The following is a 17,328-nucleotide window of genomic DNA, read 5'->3' on the forward strand; positions in this document are numbered from 1 at the left end:
TGGCGCGGTTGACGGGGCTCGAACCCGCGACCCCCGGCGTGACAGGCCGGTACTCTAACCAACTGAGCTACAACCGCCCGCTGCACTCTCCAGGTCGCCCCGGAGCGTTTGGGTGTTCTATGGTGAGGGCGCTCCGCCGTCAAGCGCGGTTTGCGCGAAAATGTGAAATTTTTGTAAGTTGTTTTTGGGGCGTTTGATGGGCTGGGTCTGAGGCCGAAAATCGGGTGGTTTTCACGGAGGGGTCGGGCCGCTTTTACTTGACTGCCCTATGGTCGGGGCTGACGAAGGCTATGGCTTGGAATACTGCGACGCTGCGTGGGAAATCCGGGCGATGGCCCAATACCAATCTCTGAACGAGACGATCGTGACAGTCTCGAACTCCCGACCCAGACTGACCGCGCAGCGGGCGGGCGTCGGTCGGGCTCACCACTGGGGCAGCCGGTTGATCCAAATAAATAGGTTGGAGGGATGGTGGGTCGTGAGAGGCTCGAACTCCCGACCCAGACTGACCGCGCAGCGGGCGGGCGTCGATTGGGCTCACCACTAGAGCAACTGGTTGATCCAAATAAATAGGTTGGAGGGGGATGGTGGGTCGTGAGAGGCTCGAACTCCCGACATCTTCGGTGTAAACGAAGCGCTCTACCAACTGAGCTAACGACCCGACTTGGACCTGATAGCCCAAGGTGGGGGCGGGCTTCAAGCCTATAATGTCAGCCTTTCTTGCTGACCGTTCTCAAGGCGGAAAACCACCCCTTGCCCGCCCTGCATCTCCCGCAGCGCAGCGGGCGTGCGGCCCAGTAAAATAAGGCGCAACATGCGCGATGTGATGCCGTGGGTGATCAGCACATGGGGGCCGTTCAGGCTGTCCAGAAAGCGCTGGCAGCGCTTATGCAGCGCCGCGAATCCCTCGCCCTCGGGGGCGTGTTCGTAAAGATCGTAGGAATCACGCGCGGCGGGGGTTTGGCGCAGCAACGTCTCGCGCGGCATTCCGGCCCAAGCGCCGATGCCGATCTCCCCCAAACGAGGATCAGGCGCAGCCTCTAGCCCCGTTCCCGCCAGCGCGATTTCGGCTGTGACCACCGCCCGCCCCTGCGGGCTGCTGAGCGCCGAGAACCCCGCCAGATCGCAGCGTTTCAGAATCGCATTCTGCGCCGCGGCCTGTTCACGCCCCCGCTCGGTCAGCGGGGAATCGAAATGCCCTTGGAGCCGATTGGCGAGGTTCCACTCCGTCTCCCCATGGCGCAGGATATAGAGCGTCGGGTAACGGCTCATGCGGGGGCTTCCAAGATGCGCTCGGTCCCGTTCTCCAGCAGATAGACGCAGCCTTGCCGGTTGCTGAGCCGACCGGCCTCTACCGGATCGACGCCGCATATCTCTGCGCGAAGCACCTGCCCCCAGAGCCCGTGGGCGACCAGCACCGTGGGCGTGGTCAAACTGTCGAGCACCGCCCGTATCCGCTTGCGAAAGGCCGCCAGCCCCTCCCCGCCCGGCGCGGCGGCGTAGATCTCCAACGGGGCCGGGTCGCGGGCAGCGAGGTCAGGGTGCGCGGCAAGTATCTCATCCCGGGTTGCCCCCTGCCAATCGCCCGCGTGTATCTCTTTCAGCCGGGCATCCGTTTGGAAAGCGGCGCCATTCAACGCAATCCGCGCCGTTTGCTGCGCGCGGCCAAGCGGAGAGACGAGGATATCCGGCTTTTGCTCAAGGATCGCTGGCATGATCTGTGCCTGCCGCTCAGCCTCGGCGATGCCCTGATCGGTCAGCGGTGAATCGAGATGCCCCTGCAGACGAAACGCGCGATTCCACTCGGTCTGCCCGTGGCGCAGGAACCAGATTTTAGGATGTGCCGACATGCTCTCTCCGCCCGTTGTGCCCGTGGTATGGGCCGCTGGTGATAAGGATCACCCCGACGCGGAGAAGGCAAGCCATGGGACGTGGGCGCAGGCTTAGCGCGGCAAGCTATTGTATTGCGAAGGACGGGGAAAATGGTGGGTGATAAGAGATTTGAACTCCTGACATCTTCGATGTGAACGAAGCGCTCTACCACTGAGCTAATCACCCTTGCGGGGCGAAGTAGCCAATTGCGGCGCGGCTTGCAAGAGGGTTTGGCGCAAAAACTGTCGCGAGATGCGGCGGGCCCTGCCCCACGGTGGATACGAAAAACGCGCGCCTCGAAAGGCGCGCGTTCATGACATTCTGACAGGCTGCTCGCCTTAATGTGTGGTCGTCGCGTCCACGCCTGCGGCACGAGCCTTCATCGCGGCGGCTTCGGCGGCCTCTTGGGCAGCTTCGTCCCAATCGATCGCCTTCGGCTTGCTCACCAGCGCATGCTCCAGAACTTCCGAGACATGGCCCACCGGGATGATGGTCAGCCCCTCTTTGACGTTGTCGGGGATGTCCGGCAGGTCTTTCTCGTTCTCCTTGGGGATCAGCACCGTGGTGATGCCGCCGCGCAGGGCCGCGAGAAGTTTCTCCTTCAATCCGCCGATCGGCATGGCGTTGCCGCGCAAGCTGACCTCGCCGGTCATGGCGATGTCGCGCCGCACCGGGATCTGGGTCAGCACCGAGACGATCGAGGTCACCATCGCCAGACCGGCCGAGGGGCCATCTTTCGGGGTGGCGCCGTCGGGCACGTGCACGTGGATGTCCAGCGTGTCGAACTTCGGCGGCTTGATCCCGATCTGCGGAGAGATCGACCGGACGTAGGAACTGGCCGCGTCGATGCTTTCCTTCATCACGTCGCCGAGCTTGCCGGTGGTCTTCATCCGGCCCTTGCCCGGCAGACGCAGCGCCTCGATGCTCAGAAGCTCACCGCCAACGGAGGTATAGGCCAGCCCAGTCACAACACCGATCTGGTCCTTCTCCTCGGCCAGACCGAAGCGGTGCTTGCGCACGCCAAGAAAGTCTTCAAGATTATCGCCGGTGACGGTGACGCTCTCGGCTTCCTTCTTGACGATCTTGGTCAGCGACTTGCGGGCCACCTTGGCGATCTCGCGCTCAAGGTTCCGCACGCCTGCCTCGCGGGTGTAGTAGCGGATCATGCCGGTGAGGGCCGAATCCTCGATCTCGAACTCTTTCTTCTTCAGACCGTGGTTCTTGATCTGCTTCTGCACCAGATGCTGCTTGGCGATCTCGCGCTTTTCGTCCTCGGTGTAGCCCGACAGCGGAATGATCTCCATCCGGTCCAAGAGCGGCCCAGGCATGTTGTAGCTGTTCGACGTGGTCAGGAACATGACGTTCGACAGGTCGTACTCCACCTCAAGATAGTGGTCCACGAAGGTGCCGTTCTGCTCCGGGTCGAGCACTTCGAGCATGGCCGAGGCCGGGTCGCCCCGGAAGTCCTGCCCCATCTTGTCGATTTCATCGAGCAGGATAAGCGGGTTCGTGGTCTTGGCCTTCTTCAGCGCCTGGATGATCTTACCGGGCATGGAGCCGATGTAGGTCCGACGGTGGCCGCGAATTTCGCTCTCGTCACGCACGCCGCCGAGCGAGATGCGGATGAACTCGCGCCCCGTGGCCTTGGCGACCGATTTGCCCAAGGAGGTCTTGCCGACGCCCGGAGGGCCGACGAGGCACATGATCGGGCCTTTCATCTTGGTCGAGCGCTGTTGCACGGCCAGATACTCTACAATGCGCTCCTTGACCTTCTCAAGGCCATAGTGATCGTCATCGAGAACCTTTTGCGCGCGGCCCAAGTCTTTCTTCACACGGGATTTCACGCCCCATGGGATCGACAGCATCCAGTCGAGGTAGTTGCGCACCACGGTGGCTTCGGCCGACATGGGCGACATGTTCTTGAGCTTCTTCAGCTCGGCCTCGGCTTTTTCGCGGGCTTCCTTGCTCAGCTTGGTCTCGGCGATCTTGGCTTCGAGTTCGGCCACTTCGTTCTTGCCGTCCTCTCCGTCGCCTAGCTCCTGCTGGATCGCCTTCATCTGTTCGTTCAGATAATATTCGCGCTGTGTCCGCTCCATTTGCGACTTCACGCGGGTCTTGATCTTCTTCTCGACCTGCAGCACCGACATTTCGCCCTGCATCAGGCCATAGACCTTCTCAAGCCGCTCGGAGATGCTCAGCGTCTCCAGCAAGTCCTGCTTCTGCTCGACTTCGATGCCGAGGTGACCGGCCACGAGATCGGCCAGACGTGCAGGCTCGGCGCTTTCGCCAACGGCTGCGAGCGCTTCCTCGGGGACGTTTTTCTTGACCTTGGCATAGCGTTCGAACTCATCGGCCACTGTGCGCAGAAGCGCCTGCGTAGTGGCGGCGTCACCCGGCATCTCGGTCAGATACTCGGCGCGCGCTTCGAAGAAATTGTCGTTCTCAAGGTATTCGGTGATGCGCACCCGCGCCTGCCCTTCGACCAGCACTTTCACGGTGCCATCGGGCAGTTTCAGCAGTTGCAGCACATTGGCCAGCACACCGGCCTTGTAGATGCCGGATGTGTCGGGATCATCCTCGGCGGGGTCGATCTGGCTCGACAGCAGGATTTGTTTATCGTCCGCCATCACCTCTTCAAGGGCGCGGACGGATTTCTCGCGGCCAACGAAAAGCGGCACGATCATGTGGGGAAACACGACGATGTCGCGCAGCGGAAGCACCGGGTAGGATGCGTTCAGTGGCTCTAACATGCTCAATTCCTTATCTTAGCAAGACATCCGGGCCCCTGTCATAGGCGGCCTCTGACATCCCCTCTTCTGGACAGGACATGTGTGCATCCCATCCGCCTGTTTCAATCCCTTGCGGGCTACTCGGCCGCCATCATCGCGCTTCGGCGGGATGGAGGCAAGCGCGCGATGGGGTGATTTCGCCCCAATTGCACGCGTCGTAAGAAAGGGGCGCCACACGGGCGCCCCTGATCGGTCAGGCTTCGGCCTGTTCCAGCGTCGGGTAATCGGTAAAGCCCTCGCGCCCACCACCATAGTAGGTATCGGTATCGCCTTCGTTCAGCGGCCCGTTCATCTGCCAGCGGCGCGGCAGATCGGGATTGGCGATGAAGGGGCGGCCCACGGCGATCAGATCGGCCTTATCCTCGGCCAGGGCCTTGATCGCCATCTCGCGGTCATAGCCATTGTTGGCCATGTAAGGCCCGTCAAAGAGCGCCCGCAGCGCCGCGATGCTTTCGCCTTCGTCCAACTCGCGCGAGCCGCCTGTCGCGCCTTCGACAAGATGCAGATAGGACAGGTTGTAACGGTTCAGCCCCTTCACGACATATTCGAAAGTCTCTTGCGGATTGGCGTCTTCGATCCCGTTGGCGGGCGAGAAAGGCGAGAGGCGCAGCCCCACACGTTCGCCGCCCCAGACTTCCGTCACCGCATCCAGCACCTCGAACAGCAGCCGGGCGCGGTTTTCGACGCTGCAGCCATAGGCGTCCTCGCGTTTGTTGCTGCCGGTTTTGAGGAATTGGTCCAGCAGATAGCCATTGGCCCCGTGAACCTCGACCCCGTCGAAGCCTGCTTTCTTGGCCATCTCGGCGGCATGGGCATAGTCGGCGACCAGACGCGGCATCTCATCCAACTCGAGCGCGTGTGGCTCGGAGGTATCCTCGAACCCGTTGGCGGTGAAGGTTTTCACGCCAGCGCCGATAGCAGAAGGCGCGACAGGCTTGCCGCCATCGGGCTGTAGAGAGGTGTGGCTGATCCGGCCCACATGCCAAAGCTGGATGACGATCCGCCCACCTTCGGCATGCACCGCGTCGGTCACCTTGCGCCATGCAGCGACTTGGCCCTCGCTATGAATGCCGGGGGTCTGGAAATAGCCCTTGCCCTCGGCACTGATCTGCGTGGCTTCGGTGATGATGATGCCCGCGCCAGCCCGCTGGCGGTAATAGTCGACATGCATGTCCGAGACTTCGCCGGTCTCATTATCCGCGCGGTTGCGCGTCAGGGGGGCCATCACCAAACGGTTCTCGGCCGCGATCTCACCGGCGGTGAAAGGGGTAAAAAGCTTCTCGGTCATATTCGGGCCTTTCCTTGCAATAGAATGTGCAAGGCACCTAAGACCCCGCCACCTTGCAGCAAGGATCATCCGCACAAATTCCCGTGAGGGCGAAGCGCCCCGCCCCTCAGAGCGGGTCGATGTCACCCTGTTCGCGGCCTGCGTGGAAATCGGCCTGCCACTGGGTGAACCGCCCCGCCGCGATGGCTGCGCGCATGCCGGCCATGATGTCTTGGTAGTATTGCAGGTTGTGCCAGGTCAGCAGCATGGACGAGATGATCTCTTGGCTGCGGAAGACGTGATGCAGATAGGCGCGCGAATAGTTGCGGCAGGCCGGGCAGCTGCAATTCTCATCCAGCGGGCGGGGATCATCCTGATGCCGCGCGTTCTTGATGTTGAGCACGCCCATCCGGGTAAAGACCTGCCCCGTGCGGCCAGAGCGGGAGGGCAGCACACAGTCCATCATGTCGATCCCCCGCGCCACGGCGCCAACGATATCGTCGGGCTTGCCCACGCCCATCAGGTAGCGCGGCTTGTCCTCGGGCAGCATGTCGGTCGAGAAATCCAAGGTAGAGAACATCGCCTGCTGCCCCTCCCCCACGGCCAGACCGCCGACGGCATAGCCGTCAAAGCCGATCTCGCGCAGCGCCTCGGCGCTTTCTTGGCGGAAGTCTTCTTCCAACCCGCCTTGCTGGATGCCGAACAGCATGTGACCGGGGCGGTCGCCAAAGGCCTCCCGGCTGCGCTTGGCCCAGCGCATGGACAGACGCATGCTTTCGGCGATGCGGTCCCGGTCGGCGGGCAGCGCCGGGCATTCATCGAAACACATGACAATGTCCGAGCCCAGAAGCTCCTGAATCTCCATCGAGCGCTCCGGCGTGATCTCATGTTTGGAGCCATCAATGTGGCTTTTGAAAGTCACGCCGCGTTCGGTCAGCTTGCGCAGCCCGGCAAGGCTCATCACCTGAAAGCCGCCACTGTCGGTCAGGATCGGCTTGTCCCAGTTCATGAACCTATGCAGCCCGCCCAAGGCGGCCACACGCTCTGCCGTGGGGCGCAGCATGAGATGGTAGGTATTGCCCAGCAGAATGTCGGCGCCGGTGGAGGCCACGCTTTCGGGCATCATCGCCTTGACCGTCGCCGCCGTGCCCACCGGCATGAAGGCGGGCGTGCGGATCTCGCCGCGCGGGGTTTGGATCACGCCGCTGCGTGCCTTGCCGTCCTGCGCGTGTTTGGTGAATCCGGTGCTGGTCATACGCTGCCCTCTCTGCCTGCGACTGGCGCGATAAACCAGTGGCGGGAAACATGCAATAAAGCTGAAATAGCCGAGATTGCACGAGAATGGTATCGTTCAAAGGTTAACGGGCTTAGGGCTTGGTCGTCGCCACTTATTCACCCCCAACGCATTCCTGCGCAGGCTTTGAAGCCAGCAATCCAACTATGCGCGGCTCGCTACGCGCAACCTCAACGCAGCCCAAAAGCCCGCAAATAGCGTTTCAAAGCGCCGCGCAGCCTTGAATTGCCCGAACCCCCGCTACATTGCGCTATCCATGCAGCGGCTTGCCTTACTCTCACGCGATTTCGCGCCTGTGTTTCCTCGTTTTCTGGGGGCCTTCGTGCTGGCGATTGCGCTGCTGACGGGGGCCGCCACCGGGCAGGCGCAGGAGAAATGGTTTCAAACGACCGAGCTGAACCCCGGCCTGCCGCCCCCGCCTGAGACGCTGGACCGCGGTACACCGATGGCGGCGTTGGAAAGCTTCATCTACCTCACCGACAATGGGCACTATTCGGACGCGGCCCATATCCTTGACCTGTCGGACCTGCCCCAAGGGGATCAGGCGGTTATCGGGGCCGAGCGTGCTTTTCAACTTTCCGTCCTGATGGAGCGCAAGGTCGTCGTGCCATGGCGCAGGCTGGCGGACCGGCCCGACGGCTGGCTCTCAGGCTCCGCCGAGGACAATGACACCGGGCGCGTGCGCCGTTCGCTCTTGATCGACCGTCTGGAACTGGGCGGCCATGACGTGCCACTGCGGCTCAACCGGATCAAACCCGGTGAGGATGCCGAGCCAGTCTGGGTCTTCTCGCGCCAGAGCATCGACAACATTCCGCATCTGCACGCGCAGTATGGGCCGACGGACCTTGAGACGATGCTGCCCGACTGGCTGCGCATCCGCGCCTTTTGGGGCATGTATCTGTGGGAGGTGCTGTTCCTGCCTCTGCTGGTCGTCGTCGCCCTGACAGCCGGTTGGTTCGCCTTCAGCATCATGCGCCGTCTCGGGCAGGCCGCCAAACGCCGCTGGATGCGCTTTGTGCTGCGCTCCTTCCGCTGGCCCGCCGCCATCGTGCTTTGCGCGGCAATCATCGGCACGGCCACCAGCCGGGTCTTGGTCGTTTCAGGCTTTATCGACGCGGTGCTCAGCCCGATTTTGCTAATCGCCTATGTCACCGCCGCCGCCCTCGCCATTGTCTTTACCTTTGACGAGATCTTTGACCGGATCAGCCCCAACAACGCCTATGAGTTGGCCGATCCGATGAATGCCCATATGCGCTCCATCGCCACGACAATCGCGGCGGCGCGCAAAGGGGTGATCGTGATCGCCGTGCTGGTGGCCTCAGGGGTGATCCTCGTCTCCAGCAATGCGGACAATACGCTAGGCCTGTCGCTGCTGGCCTCTGCCGGTGCGGTGACCATCGTCTTGGGTTTCGCGGCGCGTGAGGTTTTGGGCAATATCCTCGCCTCTATCCAGATTGCGCTGAACCGCTCTGCACGGATCGGGGACCAGCTGATCTTCGAAGGGCATTTCTGCACGGTCGAGCAAATTCACTTTACTTACGTGCAACTGCTCAACTGGAACGGCACCCGGCTGATCGTGCCGGTCAGCTATTTCGTCTCCGACGCCTTTGAAAACTGGTCGATCGAGGATCACGCCATGGTGCGCCCCATCATCCTGACCCTGTCGCAAAACGCCGATGTGGCAGCCCTGCGCCGTGTGTTCTTTGACCTCTTGGCCCGCGAAGACCCCGATGATGTCAAACCGATGGACAAGGCCAAGGTGCATGTGCTCGACCAAGATGCCTTTGGCATCAAGGTGCGCTTCGAGTTGCCCACCGACAATGCCGCCACCTTTTGGGATATCGAATGCCGCGTGCGTGAGGAACTTCTTGCCGCCGCCGCGCGGATGGAGAAAGAAGACGACGTCCGCATGTTGCCCCCCGCCCCCGCGGATATGGGCACCCCCTGACATCGCGCCGCTTGATGCAGCCCCTGCCGCAGGTTAGGCAGGCAGACCAATGACCCAAGGAGCAGGCAATGGAAAAACTCACATTCGGTTGGGAAGAATGGGTTGCCCTGCCCGATCTTGGCCTGCCCGCGATCAAAGCAAAAGTCGACACCGGCGCGCGCACCTCGGCGCTGCATGCCCATGACATCGAAGTTTTCGGCCCCGCGTCAAAACCCAAGGTGCGGTTCAACGTGCATCCCATCGCCGGGCGTGAAGATATCTCGATCACCTGTTCCGCCCCGATCATCGACCGGCGTGAGGTGACTTCCTCCAACGGCGAATCCGAACAACGTTTCGTCATCGCCACCACGCTTGAGGTCGGCGGCCAAAGCTGGCCCATCGACGTGACCTTGACCAACCGGGGCACCATGACCAGCCGCATGCTGCTGGGCCGTCAGGCGCTGACCGAACATATCAACATCTCGGCCACCGAACGACGGCTGCAACCTGACCTGAATTACGACGTTTACCATACCGCCAGCCTGCGCCACAAAGCGCCGCAGCGGGCGCTGCGCATCGCTGTGCTGAGCCGGGAAGACAACTATTCCACCCGCCGGCTGGTCGAGGTGGGCGAAGCGCGCGGCCATGTGGTTGAGGTGATCGACACCACGCGCTGCTATATGGCGATCAACCAACTCGCCCCCGAGGTGCATTACGACGGCAAGCGCCTGCCGCGCTACGACGCGGTGATCCCACGCATCGGCGCGTCGATCACCCCCTATGGCACCGCCGTGATCCGCCAGTTCGAAACGATTGGCACCTATTGCGTCAACGGCTCTGCCGGGATCACCGCGAGCCGCGACAAGCTGCACGCGCATCAGGTCTTGGCCGCCAAGCGCATTGGCATGCCGACCACGGCCTTTGCCGCATCGCCGAAAGACACCTCCAACCTGATGGCGCTGGTAGGCACCGCACCTTTGATTGTGAAGCTTCTGGAGTCGACCCAAGGCAAGGGCGTCGTGCTGGCGGAAACCAAGAAGGCCGCAGAGAGCGTCATCGACGCCTTCCGTGGCCTGCGCGCCAACTTCCTCGTGCAGGATTTCGTCAAGGAAGCCGCCGGTGAAGACATCCGCTGCCTCGTGGTGGCGGGCAAGGTCGTGGCCTCCATGAAACGCACCGGCGCGGAGGGGGACTTCCGCTCGAACCTGCACCGGGGCGGCTCGGCCAAGGTCGTGCGCATCTCAAAAGAGGAACGCGATACCGCCGTGCGCGCCGCCCGGGCCTTTGGCCTTGGCATCGCCGGGGTCGATCTGCTGCGGTCGGAAAGCGGGCCAAAGGTGCTTGAGGTCAACTCCTCCCCCGGGTTCGAGGGGATCGAGAATGCCACCAAGAAAGACATCGTCGGCAAGGTCTATGATGAGATCGAAGCCCGGGTGAAGCCACAGCCCGCACGGCGTCGCAAAGGCGGCTAGCGGGGGCGGCACCGGCCCCGCCCGGCTCGGGGCCACTTTACGCCCCTGCCCGCAATCCCTATATAAAACGTCGAGAATGATGCGAGGCAAGAGATGACCGAACAGACCCAACCGCTCGAAGGGACACCGCTGATTGCGCCCTCTTCCACCGACCACCCGCTTTACGAGCAGGTCGTTGAGGCTTGTCGCACGGTCTATGACCCTGAGATCCCGGTGAATATCTATGAACTGGGGCTGATCTACACCATCGACATCAACGACGAGAATGAAGTCGACATCAAGATGTCGTTGACCGCGCCCGGCTGCCCCGTGGCCGGTGAGATGCCCGGCTGGGTCGCCGATGCGGTTGAGCCGATCGCCGGGGTCAAGCAGGTCAATGTGGCACTGGTTTGGGAGCCGCCTTGGGGCATGGATATGATGTCGGACGAAGCCCGCCTTGAACTGGGCTTCATGTAAGCGACAACTTTACAAAGCGAAGAACAGACGCCGTCGATGCAGGGCATTGGCGGCGTTTTCTTTTGGCCGCTTCCCGCCGAGCGGGGTCACCGCGGATTGTTCATTTGACTGACATGATCCGGTCGTGAAACCGTTACATCGGGCACCCATAGAAGCCCCGGAACTTCATTCACGAACGGATAACATTATGCGAACACTTGTTTCTCTCGCCGCTCTGGCCCTCGCGCCCGGCATGGCACTGGCCGAGACCCACGCCGCCGCGACACCGGTGGAATACGGCCCCCGCCCGGCCTATCTGGTGGACAAGCTGCCCGAGGGCGCATTGAAGGACAAGCTGGCTTCCTGCATGGGCCAAGACGCCGCCAAGACCGATTTCTCCATCGGCCACCGTGGCGCGCCGCTGATGTTTCCTGAGCATACCGTGCAATCCAACGTCGCCGCCGCGCGCATGGGCGCAGGCATTCTGGAATGCGACGTGACCTTTACCGCCGATCATGAGCTGGTCTGCCGCCACGCCCAGAACGATCTGCACACCACGACGAACATCCTCGTCTCCGATCTGGCCGAGAAATGCACCACCGGCTTCACCGCCGCTTCGGGTGACACGCCCGCCAACGCCGAATGCCGGACCTCCGACATCACTCTGGCAGAGTTCCGCACCCTGACGCCCAAGATGGACAGCGCGGACAAGACCGCCACCACCGCCGAAGACTACCAAGGCGGTGTCGCGAATTGGCGCACCGAGCTTTACAGCGACAAAGCCGATCTGATGACCCATGCGGAATCGATCGAACTGTTCAAATCCCTGGGCGCCAAGTTCACGCCTGAGCTGAAATCCCCCTCCGTCGAGATGCCGCACGAGGGTTTCTCTCAGGAAGACTACGCGCAGAAACTGGTGGATGAATATGTCGCCGCAGGCATCCCCGCCTCCGACGTTTGGCCACAGTCTTTCAACCTCGAAGACGTGCTCTACTGGGTCGACAACACGCCGGAATTCGGCAAACAGGCCGTCTATCTGGTGCAATGGTCCGATGGTTTCGATGAGCAAGACCCCGAGACATGGGCCGAAGATTTCGCCGATCTGAAAGCCAAGGGCGTGAACTACCTCGCGCCCTCGCTCAACATGATGCTGACCAATAAGGACGGCGCCATCGCCGCATCCGAATACGCCATGGCCGCGAAAGAAGCAGGGCTGACCCTGATCGCATGGACGCTGGAGCGTTCCGGCCCGCTCGCCTCCGGTGGCGGTTGGTACTTCCAGTCGGTCAATGACATCGTGACAGACGACAGCGACTATCTGGTGGCGCTGGATGTGCTGGCCCAAGACGTGGGCGTGGCCGGTGTCTTCTCTGACTGGCCCGCGACCGTGACCTATTATGCGAACTGCATGGGCCTCTGATCGGTCCTAGCCGTTAGATCGCCAGTAGGGCCGCCCCCTTTCGGGCGGCCCTTTTCCGTGGCCGGGCTTGCATGGATTTCGCCTTCCTGCGACATTGCGGGAAACAAGGGGCAAACCATGGAAACTTGGGCAATTTTTACCGGCGATATCGTGAAATCCTCCGCGATGAGCCGGGCGGAGTTGGATGGCATCTTCGCGCGCCTTGATGATGCCGCCGAGGCGCTGACTGCTTGGCAAGGCCAGCCCGCCCGGATGACCCGTTTTCGCGGAGATGGCTGGCAGATGGCCGTGGCGCCCGCCTTCACCTTCCGCGCAGCCCTCGTGCTACGCGCCACCGTGCGCCGCTGCGGCAAGACCGCCGACACCCGCTTTGGCATCGGTATCGGCCCCGCGCATTTCACAGGTAGCGACCTCTCCCGCGCGGACGGAGCGGCCTTGGTCAGCTCCGGCCACGCGCTCGACAACATGCCCCGCGCGCGACGCATGCACGCGCCCGACGCCCCCCTCGCCCTGCGCACGGCCCTGCCCCTCGCCGACCGGATCGCGGGCGGCTGGACCAAGCGCCAAGCCGATGTCGCCTATTACATGCTGACCCCCGAACCACCCCTGCAGGCGGAGCTTGCGCGGGAGTTCGACCTGACGCAGCAGAGCGTACAGGGCCATGTGGACGCGGCGGGGATAGATGAGTTGCGGGAGGTCTGCGAGGTTCTCGAGGCGCGCGAAACAGCCCTTTAAGCCTGTTTTACCAAATTACAGCCAAATTAGACTGTTAAATACCATAAGAAAACCCTTGTCCCGGCTCGCCATGGCTTTTCAAATGGACGCCATCACCAACTACCGGAATTTCTATGACCGAACAGGCCATCGCCACCGCTCTCGCCTGCCTGATCGCTCACTTGCTGGCGGATTTCGTTTTTCAAACCAATGCGATGGTCGCCGCCAAGCGCAAGCCGCAGATGCTGCTGCTCCACGGCGCTATCGTCTTTGCCCTGACCGCGCTGGCCCTCGGCGGCAGTTTGATGCCCGCCGCCCTCCTCGCACTTGCCCATACCGCGATTGATGCGCTTAAGACCTACGCCGTGCCGGAGCACCAGCGCGACCGGCTTTGGCCCTACCTTACCGATCAACTTGCCCATCTCATCAGCATCGGGGTCCTTGTCCTCTATGCCCCCGATGCCTTTGCCAGCGGCATTTGGGCCGACCACAGCGGTACGCTCATCCCGCCTGCCCTGTTCCTTGCCGGGCTGATCACCGCGACCCTTGCGGGCGGTCCGGCGGTGGGCGGCCTGATGCTGCCGCACAAGGCGCAGGCCCAACCGGATGGGTTGGAGAATGCGGGCCGGATGATCGGCCTGCTGGAACGCGCGTTGATCTTTCTAATGGTCATGATCGGCGAGCCTGCGGACATCGGTTTTCTCATCGCGGCAAAGTCGATTCTGCGCTTTGACACCGTGAAAAAGAACCAGAAGATAAGCGAATACGTGATCATCGGCACGCTAGCCTCATTCGGCTGGGCGCTCATCGCCGCCTTCGCCACCAAGGCCGCAATGAATTCCTTCTGACGGCTTGAGATCGCCGCGCCGCACCCCTATCTTGGCGGCATAGGAGATTTGTGATGTTTGGCATTCCCGGCAAGCAAGCCGTTACCATGACCCCCAAAGCCGCTGGCCAGATTGCGAAGTTGATGCAATCGGCGGGCCACGCCGGGCTGCGCATTGGCGTCAAGAAAGGCGGCTGTGCGGGCATGGAATACACCATGGAATACGTCGAAGCGACCGACCCCAATGATGAGGTGGTCGAACAAGACGGCGCGCGGGTGATGATCGCCCCCATGGCACAGATGTTCCTTTTCGGCACCGAAATCGACTATGAAACCACGCTGCTCGAGTCCGGTTTCAAATTTCGCAATCCCAATGTGACCGAAGCCTGCGGCTGCGGCGAATCGATCAAATTCGACGAAAGCCTCGGCGCGAAGTAAGCGCGCCAACCTGCCCCGCCCTTGACGAAAGGCCACGGGCCTGCGAACTGATCTGGTAATATCAACAGATCAGGACGGAACCGATGCGCCCCAAAATCGCCGCCGGCAACTGGAAAATGAACGGCACCGCCGCCGCACTGACAGAGCTTCACAGCCTTGCCACCGGCCTGCCCGAAAACCCGCCGCAGGTCGTGATCTGCCCGCCCAGCACCCTTTTGTTTCGCGCCACAGATGCCACTCATGGCAGCCCCATCCAGATCGGCGCACAGGATTGCCATGCCGAAGATGCGGGCGCCTACACCGGCGATATCTCTGCCGCGATGGTTGCCGACAGCGGGGCCAGCCATGTGATCCTCGGCCATTCCGAACGCCGCGATGCCCACCGTGAGACCGACGCCGACGTGCAGGCCAAGGCCGTCGCTGCATGGGGTGCCGGTCTCACCGCCATCATCTGCATCGGCGAAAGCGAGGCGGAGCGGGACGTAGGCCAGACCCTCGACATTATCGGCACACAGCTCGACGGCTCCCTCCCCGATGCCGTCGACGCAAAGAATACCGTGATCGCCTATGAGCCGATCTGGGCCATCGGCACCGGCAAAATCCCCAGCATCGCGCAGATCAAAGAAGTGCATGACTTCATCCGCACCCGCCTGATCGACCGTTTCGGTACGGAAATTGGCAATGTCCTCCCCCTGCTCTACGGCGGCTCGGTGAAGGCCGCGAATGCGGTCGAGATCTTCGCGGTTGATAATGTCGACGGCGCGCTTGTCGGCGGGGCCAGCCTCAAAGCCGAAGATTTCGCGCCCATCGTGTCGGCGCTCGCGCAATCCTAAAGTGTTCCGGGGCGGCGGGCGCACCTGCCGCCCGGCGAATTCACAGCGGCAGCATCGTCGTCGATTTGATCTCTTCCATCGACAAAAGCGCCGTGACGTTATGCACCTTCACCTCTGAAATCAGCGCCTGATAAAAGACATCATAAGCCCGCGCGTTCTTGACCCGCACCTTTAGGATATAGTCGATATCCCCCGCCAGACGGTGCGCCTCCTGCACCTCGGGCCGGTCTTTCAACGCCTGCAAAAATGCCGCCTGCCAAGCCGCCTCATGCTCTGACGTGCGGATCAGGACAAAGAAACAGGCCTCGAACCCAAGCGCTTCGGAATCCAGCACCACGGTCTGTTGGCCGATCACCCCGGCTTCGCGCAGCTTGCGTATCCGATTCCACACCGGCGTTTTCGAAGACCCCACTTCACGGGCAATATCGTCCAGCGATTGGCTCGCATCGCGTTGCAGCTGCGCCAAAATCTTCCGGTCGGTCTCATCAATTCGGACAGTCATTCTCTTCTCTCTCGCCCCGGCAGGACGTTCATACTCAACCTGCGACTAAAGCGAACGCACGTTCTTATCTGCGCCAGCATGTAGCCAATTATCGGGAATATTTCCTATATAAGAGGTCACGTCAAACAGAATACAGGGCGCATCATGGATCACTTTCCCATCTTCCTCGCCACCCGCGGGCAAAAGATCCTCCTCTCCGGCGGCGGTGAAGCTGCTTTGGCCAAGTTGCGCCTGCTGATGAAAACCAAGGCGGCGCTGCATGTCTTCGCCCCCGACCCGGCGGCAGAGATTGTCGAGTGGCAGGCGGCGGGCAAGCTCACCCTGCACCGCCGCGCCCTTACTGCCGCCGATCTGCCCGGCGCGCGGCTGTTCTATGCAGCGGATGAAGATGACGCGCTGGATGCTGAAAACGCCGCGCTGGCCCATGCGGCGGGCGTGCTGGTCAATATCGTCGACAATCTGCACGACAGCGAATTCATCACCCCCGCCATCGTCGACCGCGACCCGGTGACCGTGGCCATCGGCACCGAAGGCGCCGCCCCGGTGCTGGCCCGCGCCATCAAGGCCGATCTGGAAGAGCGTCTGCCCGTCACCCTCGGCCCGCTGGCGCGCATCGGCAAAGGTTTTCGCAAGCTGGCCGATGCCCTGCCCATGGGCCGCGCGCGCCGTGATTTCTGGCGGGAGTATTATTTCGCCACCGGCCCTCGCGCCATGGCCGAAGGCAAGGATACCGTGCGCCCGGCGCTGAAAACCCTGCTGCACACCCACCTCACCCGCAAAGCCCGCGCAGGCCATGTGGCCTTTGTCGGCGGCGGCCCGGGCGACCCGGAACTGCTGACGCTTAAGGCCCGCCGCGCGCTGGATGAGGCCGATGTGGTGATCTACGACCGGCTGATCAGCCCCGAGATCCTCGAACTCGCCCGCCGCGAAGCGCTGATGATCGACGTCGGCAAAGAGGGTTTCGGCCCCTCCACGGCCCAAGAGCACATCAACGCCCTGCTGGTCGAACACGCGCAAAGCGGCGCGCAGGTGGTGCGGTTGAAATCCGGCGATGCCACGGTCTTTGGCCGGCTCGACGAAGAGATCGACGCGGTCGACGCCCATGGCATCGGCTGGCACATCGTGCCCGGCATCACCGCCGCCTCCGCCGCCGTGGCGGGCATCGGGCAGAGCCTGACCAAACGGGGCCGCAACGCTTCGGTCCGGTTCCTCACCGGGCACGACATGAAAGGTTTCGCCGATCACGACTGGGCCGCCCTTGCGCGCCCGAATGAAGTCGCCGCAATCTATATGGGCAAGAAATCCGCCCGTTTCGTCCAAGGCCGCCTGCTGATGCACGGCGCCGACCGCGCCACACCCGTCACCGTGATCGAAAACGCCTCGCGCGCCGATCAGCGGGTGCTGTCGACCACGCTGAACGATCTGCCGCGCGATCTCGCCGATGCCGAAATGACCGACCCCGCGCTCACCTTCTACGGCCTCGCCCCGCGCGCCGCCGTCCAAGTTGCCACCGAAACCCCGCTAGAGGAGCTGGCCTGA

15 protein-coding genes and 3 tRNA genes are annotated in these 17,328 nt (G+C 62.4%); 9 read left to right on the forward strand and 9 right to left on the reverse strand.

Annotation, left to right across the window (positions count from 1 at the left end; translation table 11 throughout):
• From ACGYKA_RS00005 to tgt, 8 genes are all read right to left on the reverse strand, one after another.
• Nucleotides 1-77, reverse strand: a tRNA-Asp gene (locus ACGYKA_RS00005).
• A gap of 508 nt (nucleotides 78-585) precedes the next feature.
• Nucleotides 586-661 (reverse strand) — tRNA-Val (locus ACGYKA_RS00010).
• 41 nt (nucleotides 662-702) lie between these two features.
• On the reverse strand, nucleotides 703-1,272 hold the full coding sequence (locus ACGYKA_RS00015) for a histidine phosphatase family protein (protein ID WP_394410436.1): 570 nt from the start codon (nucleotides 1,270-1,272) through the stop codon (nucleotides 703-705).
• Nucleotides 1,269-1,850 (reverse strand): histidine phosphatase family protein, encoded by a 582-nt coding sequence (locus ACGYKA_RS00020; RefSeq protein WP_394410433.1) that lies wholly within the window; start codon nucleotides 1,848-1,850, stop codon nucleotides 1,269-1,271. The genes ACGYKA_RS00015 and ACGYKA_RS00020 overlap by 4 nt, the downstream gene beginning before the upstream one ends.
• A gap of 133 nt (nucleotides 1,851-1,983) precedes the next feature.
• Nucleotides 1,984-2,058: transfer RNA gene (locus ACGYKA_RS00025), tRNA-Val, on the reverse strand.
• 152 nt (nucleotides 2,059-2,210) lie between these two features.
• On the reverse strand, nucleotides 2,211-4,622 hold the full coding sequence (gene lon, locus ACGYKA_RS00030; protein ID WP_394403451.1) for an endopeptidase La: 2,412 nt from the start codon (nucleotides 4,620-4,622) through the stop codon (nucleotides 2,211-2,213).
• Nucleotides 4,623-4,854: 232 nt separating this feature from the next.
• Nucleotides 4,855-5,949 (reverse strand): alkene reductase, encoded by a 1,095-nt coding sequence (locus ACGYKA_RS00035; RefSeq protein WP_394410430.1) that lies wholly within the window; start codon nucleotides 5,947-5,949, stop codon nucleotides 4,855-4,857.
• 106 nt (nucleotides 5,950-6,055) lie between these two features.
• Entirely contained in the window at nucleotides 6,056-7,183 is a 1,128-nt protein-coding gene (gene tgt, locus ACGYKA_RS00040; protein ID WP_394410427.1) for a tRNA guanosine(34) transglycosylase Tgt, read from the reverse strand.
• Between the two features lie 295 nt (nucleotides 7,184-7,478).
• Here tgt and ACGYKA_RS00045 point away from each other — a divergent pair, with 295 nt between their 5' ends.
• The 8 genes from ACGYKA_RS00045 to tpiA all read left to right on the forward strand — a co-directional run bounded on the left by ACGYKA_RS00045 (nucleotide 7,479) and on the right by tpiA (nucleotide 15,287).
• Nucleotides 7,479-9,170, forward strand: coding sequence for a mechanosensitive ion channel family protein (locus tag ACGYKA_RS00045; RefSeq protein WP_394410424.1), 1,692 nt, complete (start codon nucleotides 7,479-7,481; stop codon nucleotides 9,168-9,170).
• A 68-nt stretch (nucleotides 9,171-9,238) separates the two neighbouring features.
• A complete protein-coding gene (gene rimK / locus ACGYKA_RS00050; protein WP_394410422.1) occupies nucleotides 9,239-10,621 on the forward strand; it encodes a 30S ribosomal protein S6--L-glutamate ligase in 1,383 nt (460 codons plus the stop codon).
• Nucleotides 10,622-10,714: 93 nt separating this feature from the next.
• On the forward strand, nucleotides 10,715-11,077 hold the full coding sequence (locus tag ACGYKA_RS00055) for an SUF system Fe-S cluster assembly protein (protein ID WP_209218051.1): 363 nt from the start codon (nucleotides 10,715-10,717) through the stop codon (nucleotides 11,075-11,077).
• Nucleotides 11,078-11,264: 187 nt separating this feature from the next.
• Nucleotides 11,265-12,476 carry a glycerophosphodiester phosphodiesterase family protein gene (locus ACGYKA_RS00060; protein ID WP_394410419.1) on the forward strand — a complete coding sequence of 404 codons (1,212 nt, stop codon included), beginning with the start codon at nucleotides 11,265-11,267 and terminating at the stop codon, nucleotides 12,474-12,476.
• Nucleotides 12,477-12,593: 117 nt separating this feature from the next.
• Complete coding sequence (locus tag ACGYKA_RS00065) at nucleotides 12,594-13,211, forward strand: hypothetical protein (protein ID WP_394410416.1); 618 nt, start codon at nucleotides 12,594-12,596, stop codon at nucleotides 13,209-13,211.
• A 113-nt stretch (nucleotides 13,212-13,324) separates the two neighbouring features.
• On the forward strand, nucleotides 13,325-14,038 hold the full coding sequence (locus ACGYKA_RS00070; protein ID WP_394410413.1) for a DUF3307 domain-containing protein: 714 nt from the start codon (nucleotides 13,325-13,327) through the stop codon (nucleotides 14,036-14,038).
• Between the two features lie 53 nt (nucleotides 14,039-14,091).
• Entirely contained in the window at nucleotides 14,092-14,454 is a 363-nt protein-coding gene (locus tag ACGYKA_RS00075; RefSeq protein WP_067265014.1) for an iron-sulfur cluster assembly accessory protein, read from the forward strand.
• 83 nt (nucleotides 14,455-14,537) lie between these two features.
• Nucleotides 14,538-15,287 (forward strand): triose-phosphate isomerase, encoded by a 750-nt coding sequence (tpiA, locus tag ACGYKA_RS00080; protein ID WP_394410410.1) that lies wholly within the window; start codon nucleotides 14,538-14,540, stop codon nucleotides 15,285-15,287.
• A 40-nt stretch (nucleotides 15,288-15,327) separates the two neighbouring features.
• On the opposite strand, the gene ACGYKA_RS00085 is transcribed toward tpiA, so the two are convergent.
• The gene (locus ACGYKA_RS00085; protein ID WP_067265010.1) at nucleotides 15,328-15,789 is read right to left on the reverse strand and encodes an Lrp/AsnC family transcriptional regulator; all 462 of its coding nucleotides are present in this window, start codon (nucleotides 15,787-15,789) and stop codon (nucleotides 15,328-15,330) included.
• Between the two features lie 144 nt (nucleotides 15,790-15,933).
• Between ACGYKA_RS00085 and cysG the strand changes: the two genes are divergently transcribed.
• Entirely contained in the window at nucleotides 15,934-17,328 is a 1,395-nt protein-coding gene (gene cysG, locus ACGYKA_RS00090) for a siroheme synthase CysG (RefSeq protein WP_394410407.1), read from the forward strand.

Source organism: Sulfitobacter sp. 1A15106 (genome assembly GCF_043556995.1).
In the GTDB taxonomy this organism is placed as follows: Bacteria; Pseudomonadota; Alphaproteobacteria; order Rhodobacterales; family Rhodobacteraceae; genus Sulfitobacter; species Sulfitobacter faviae.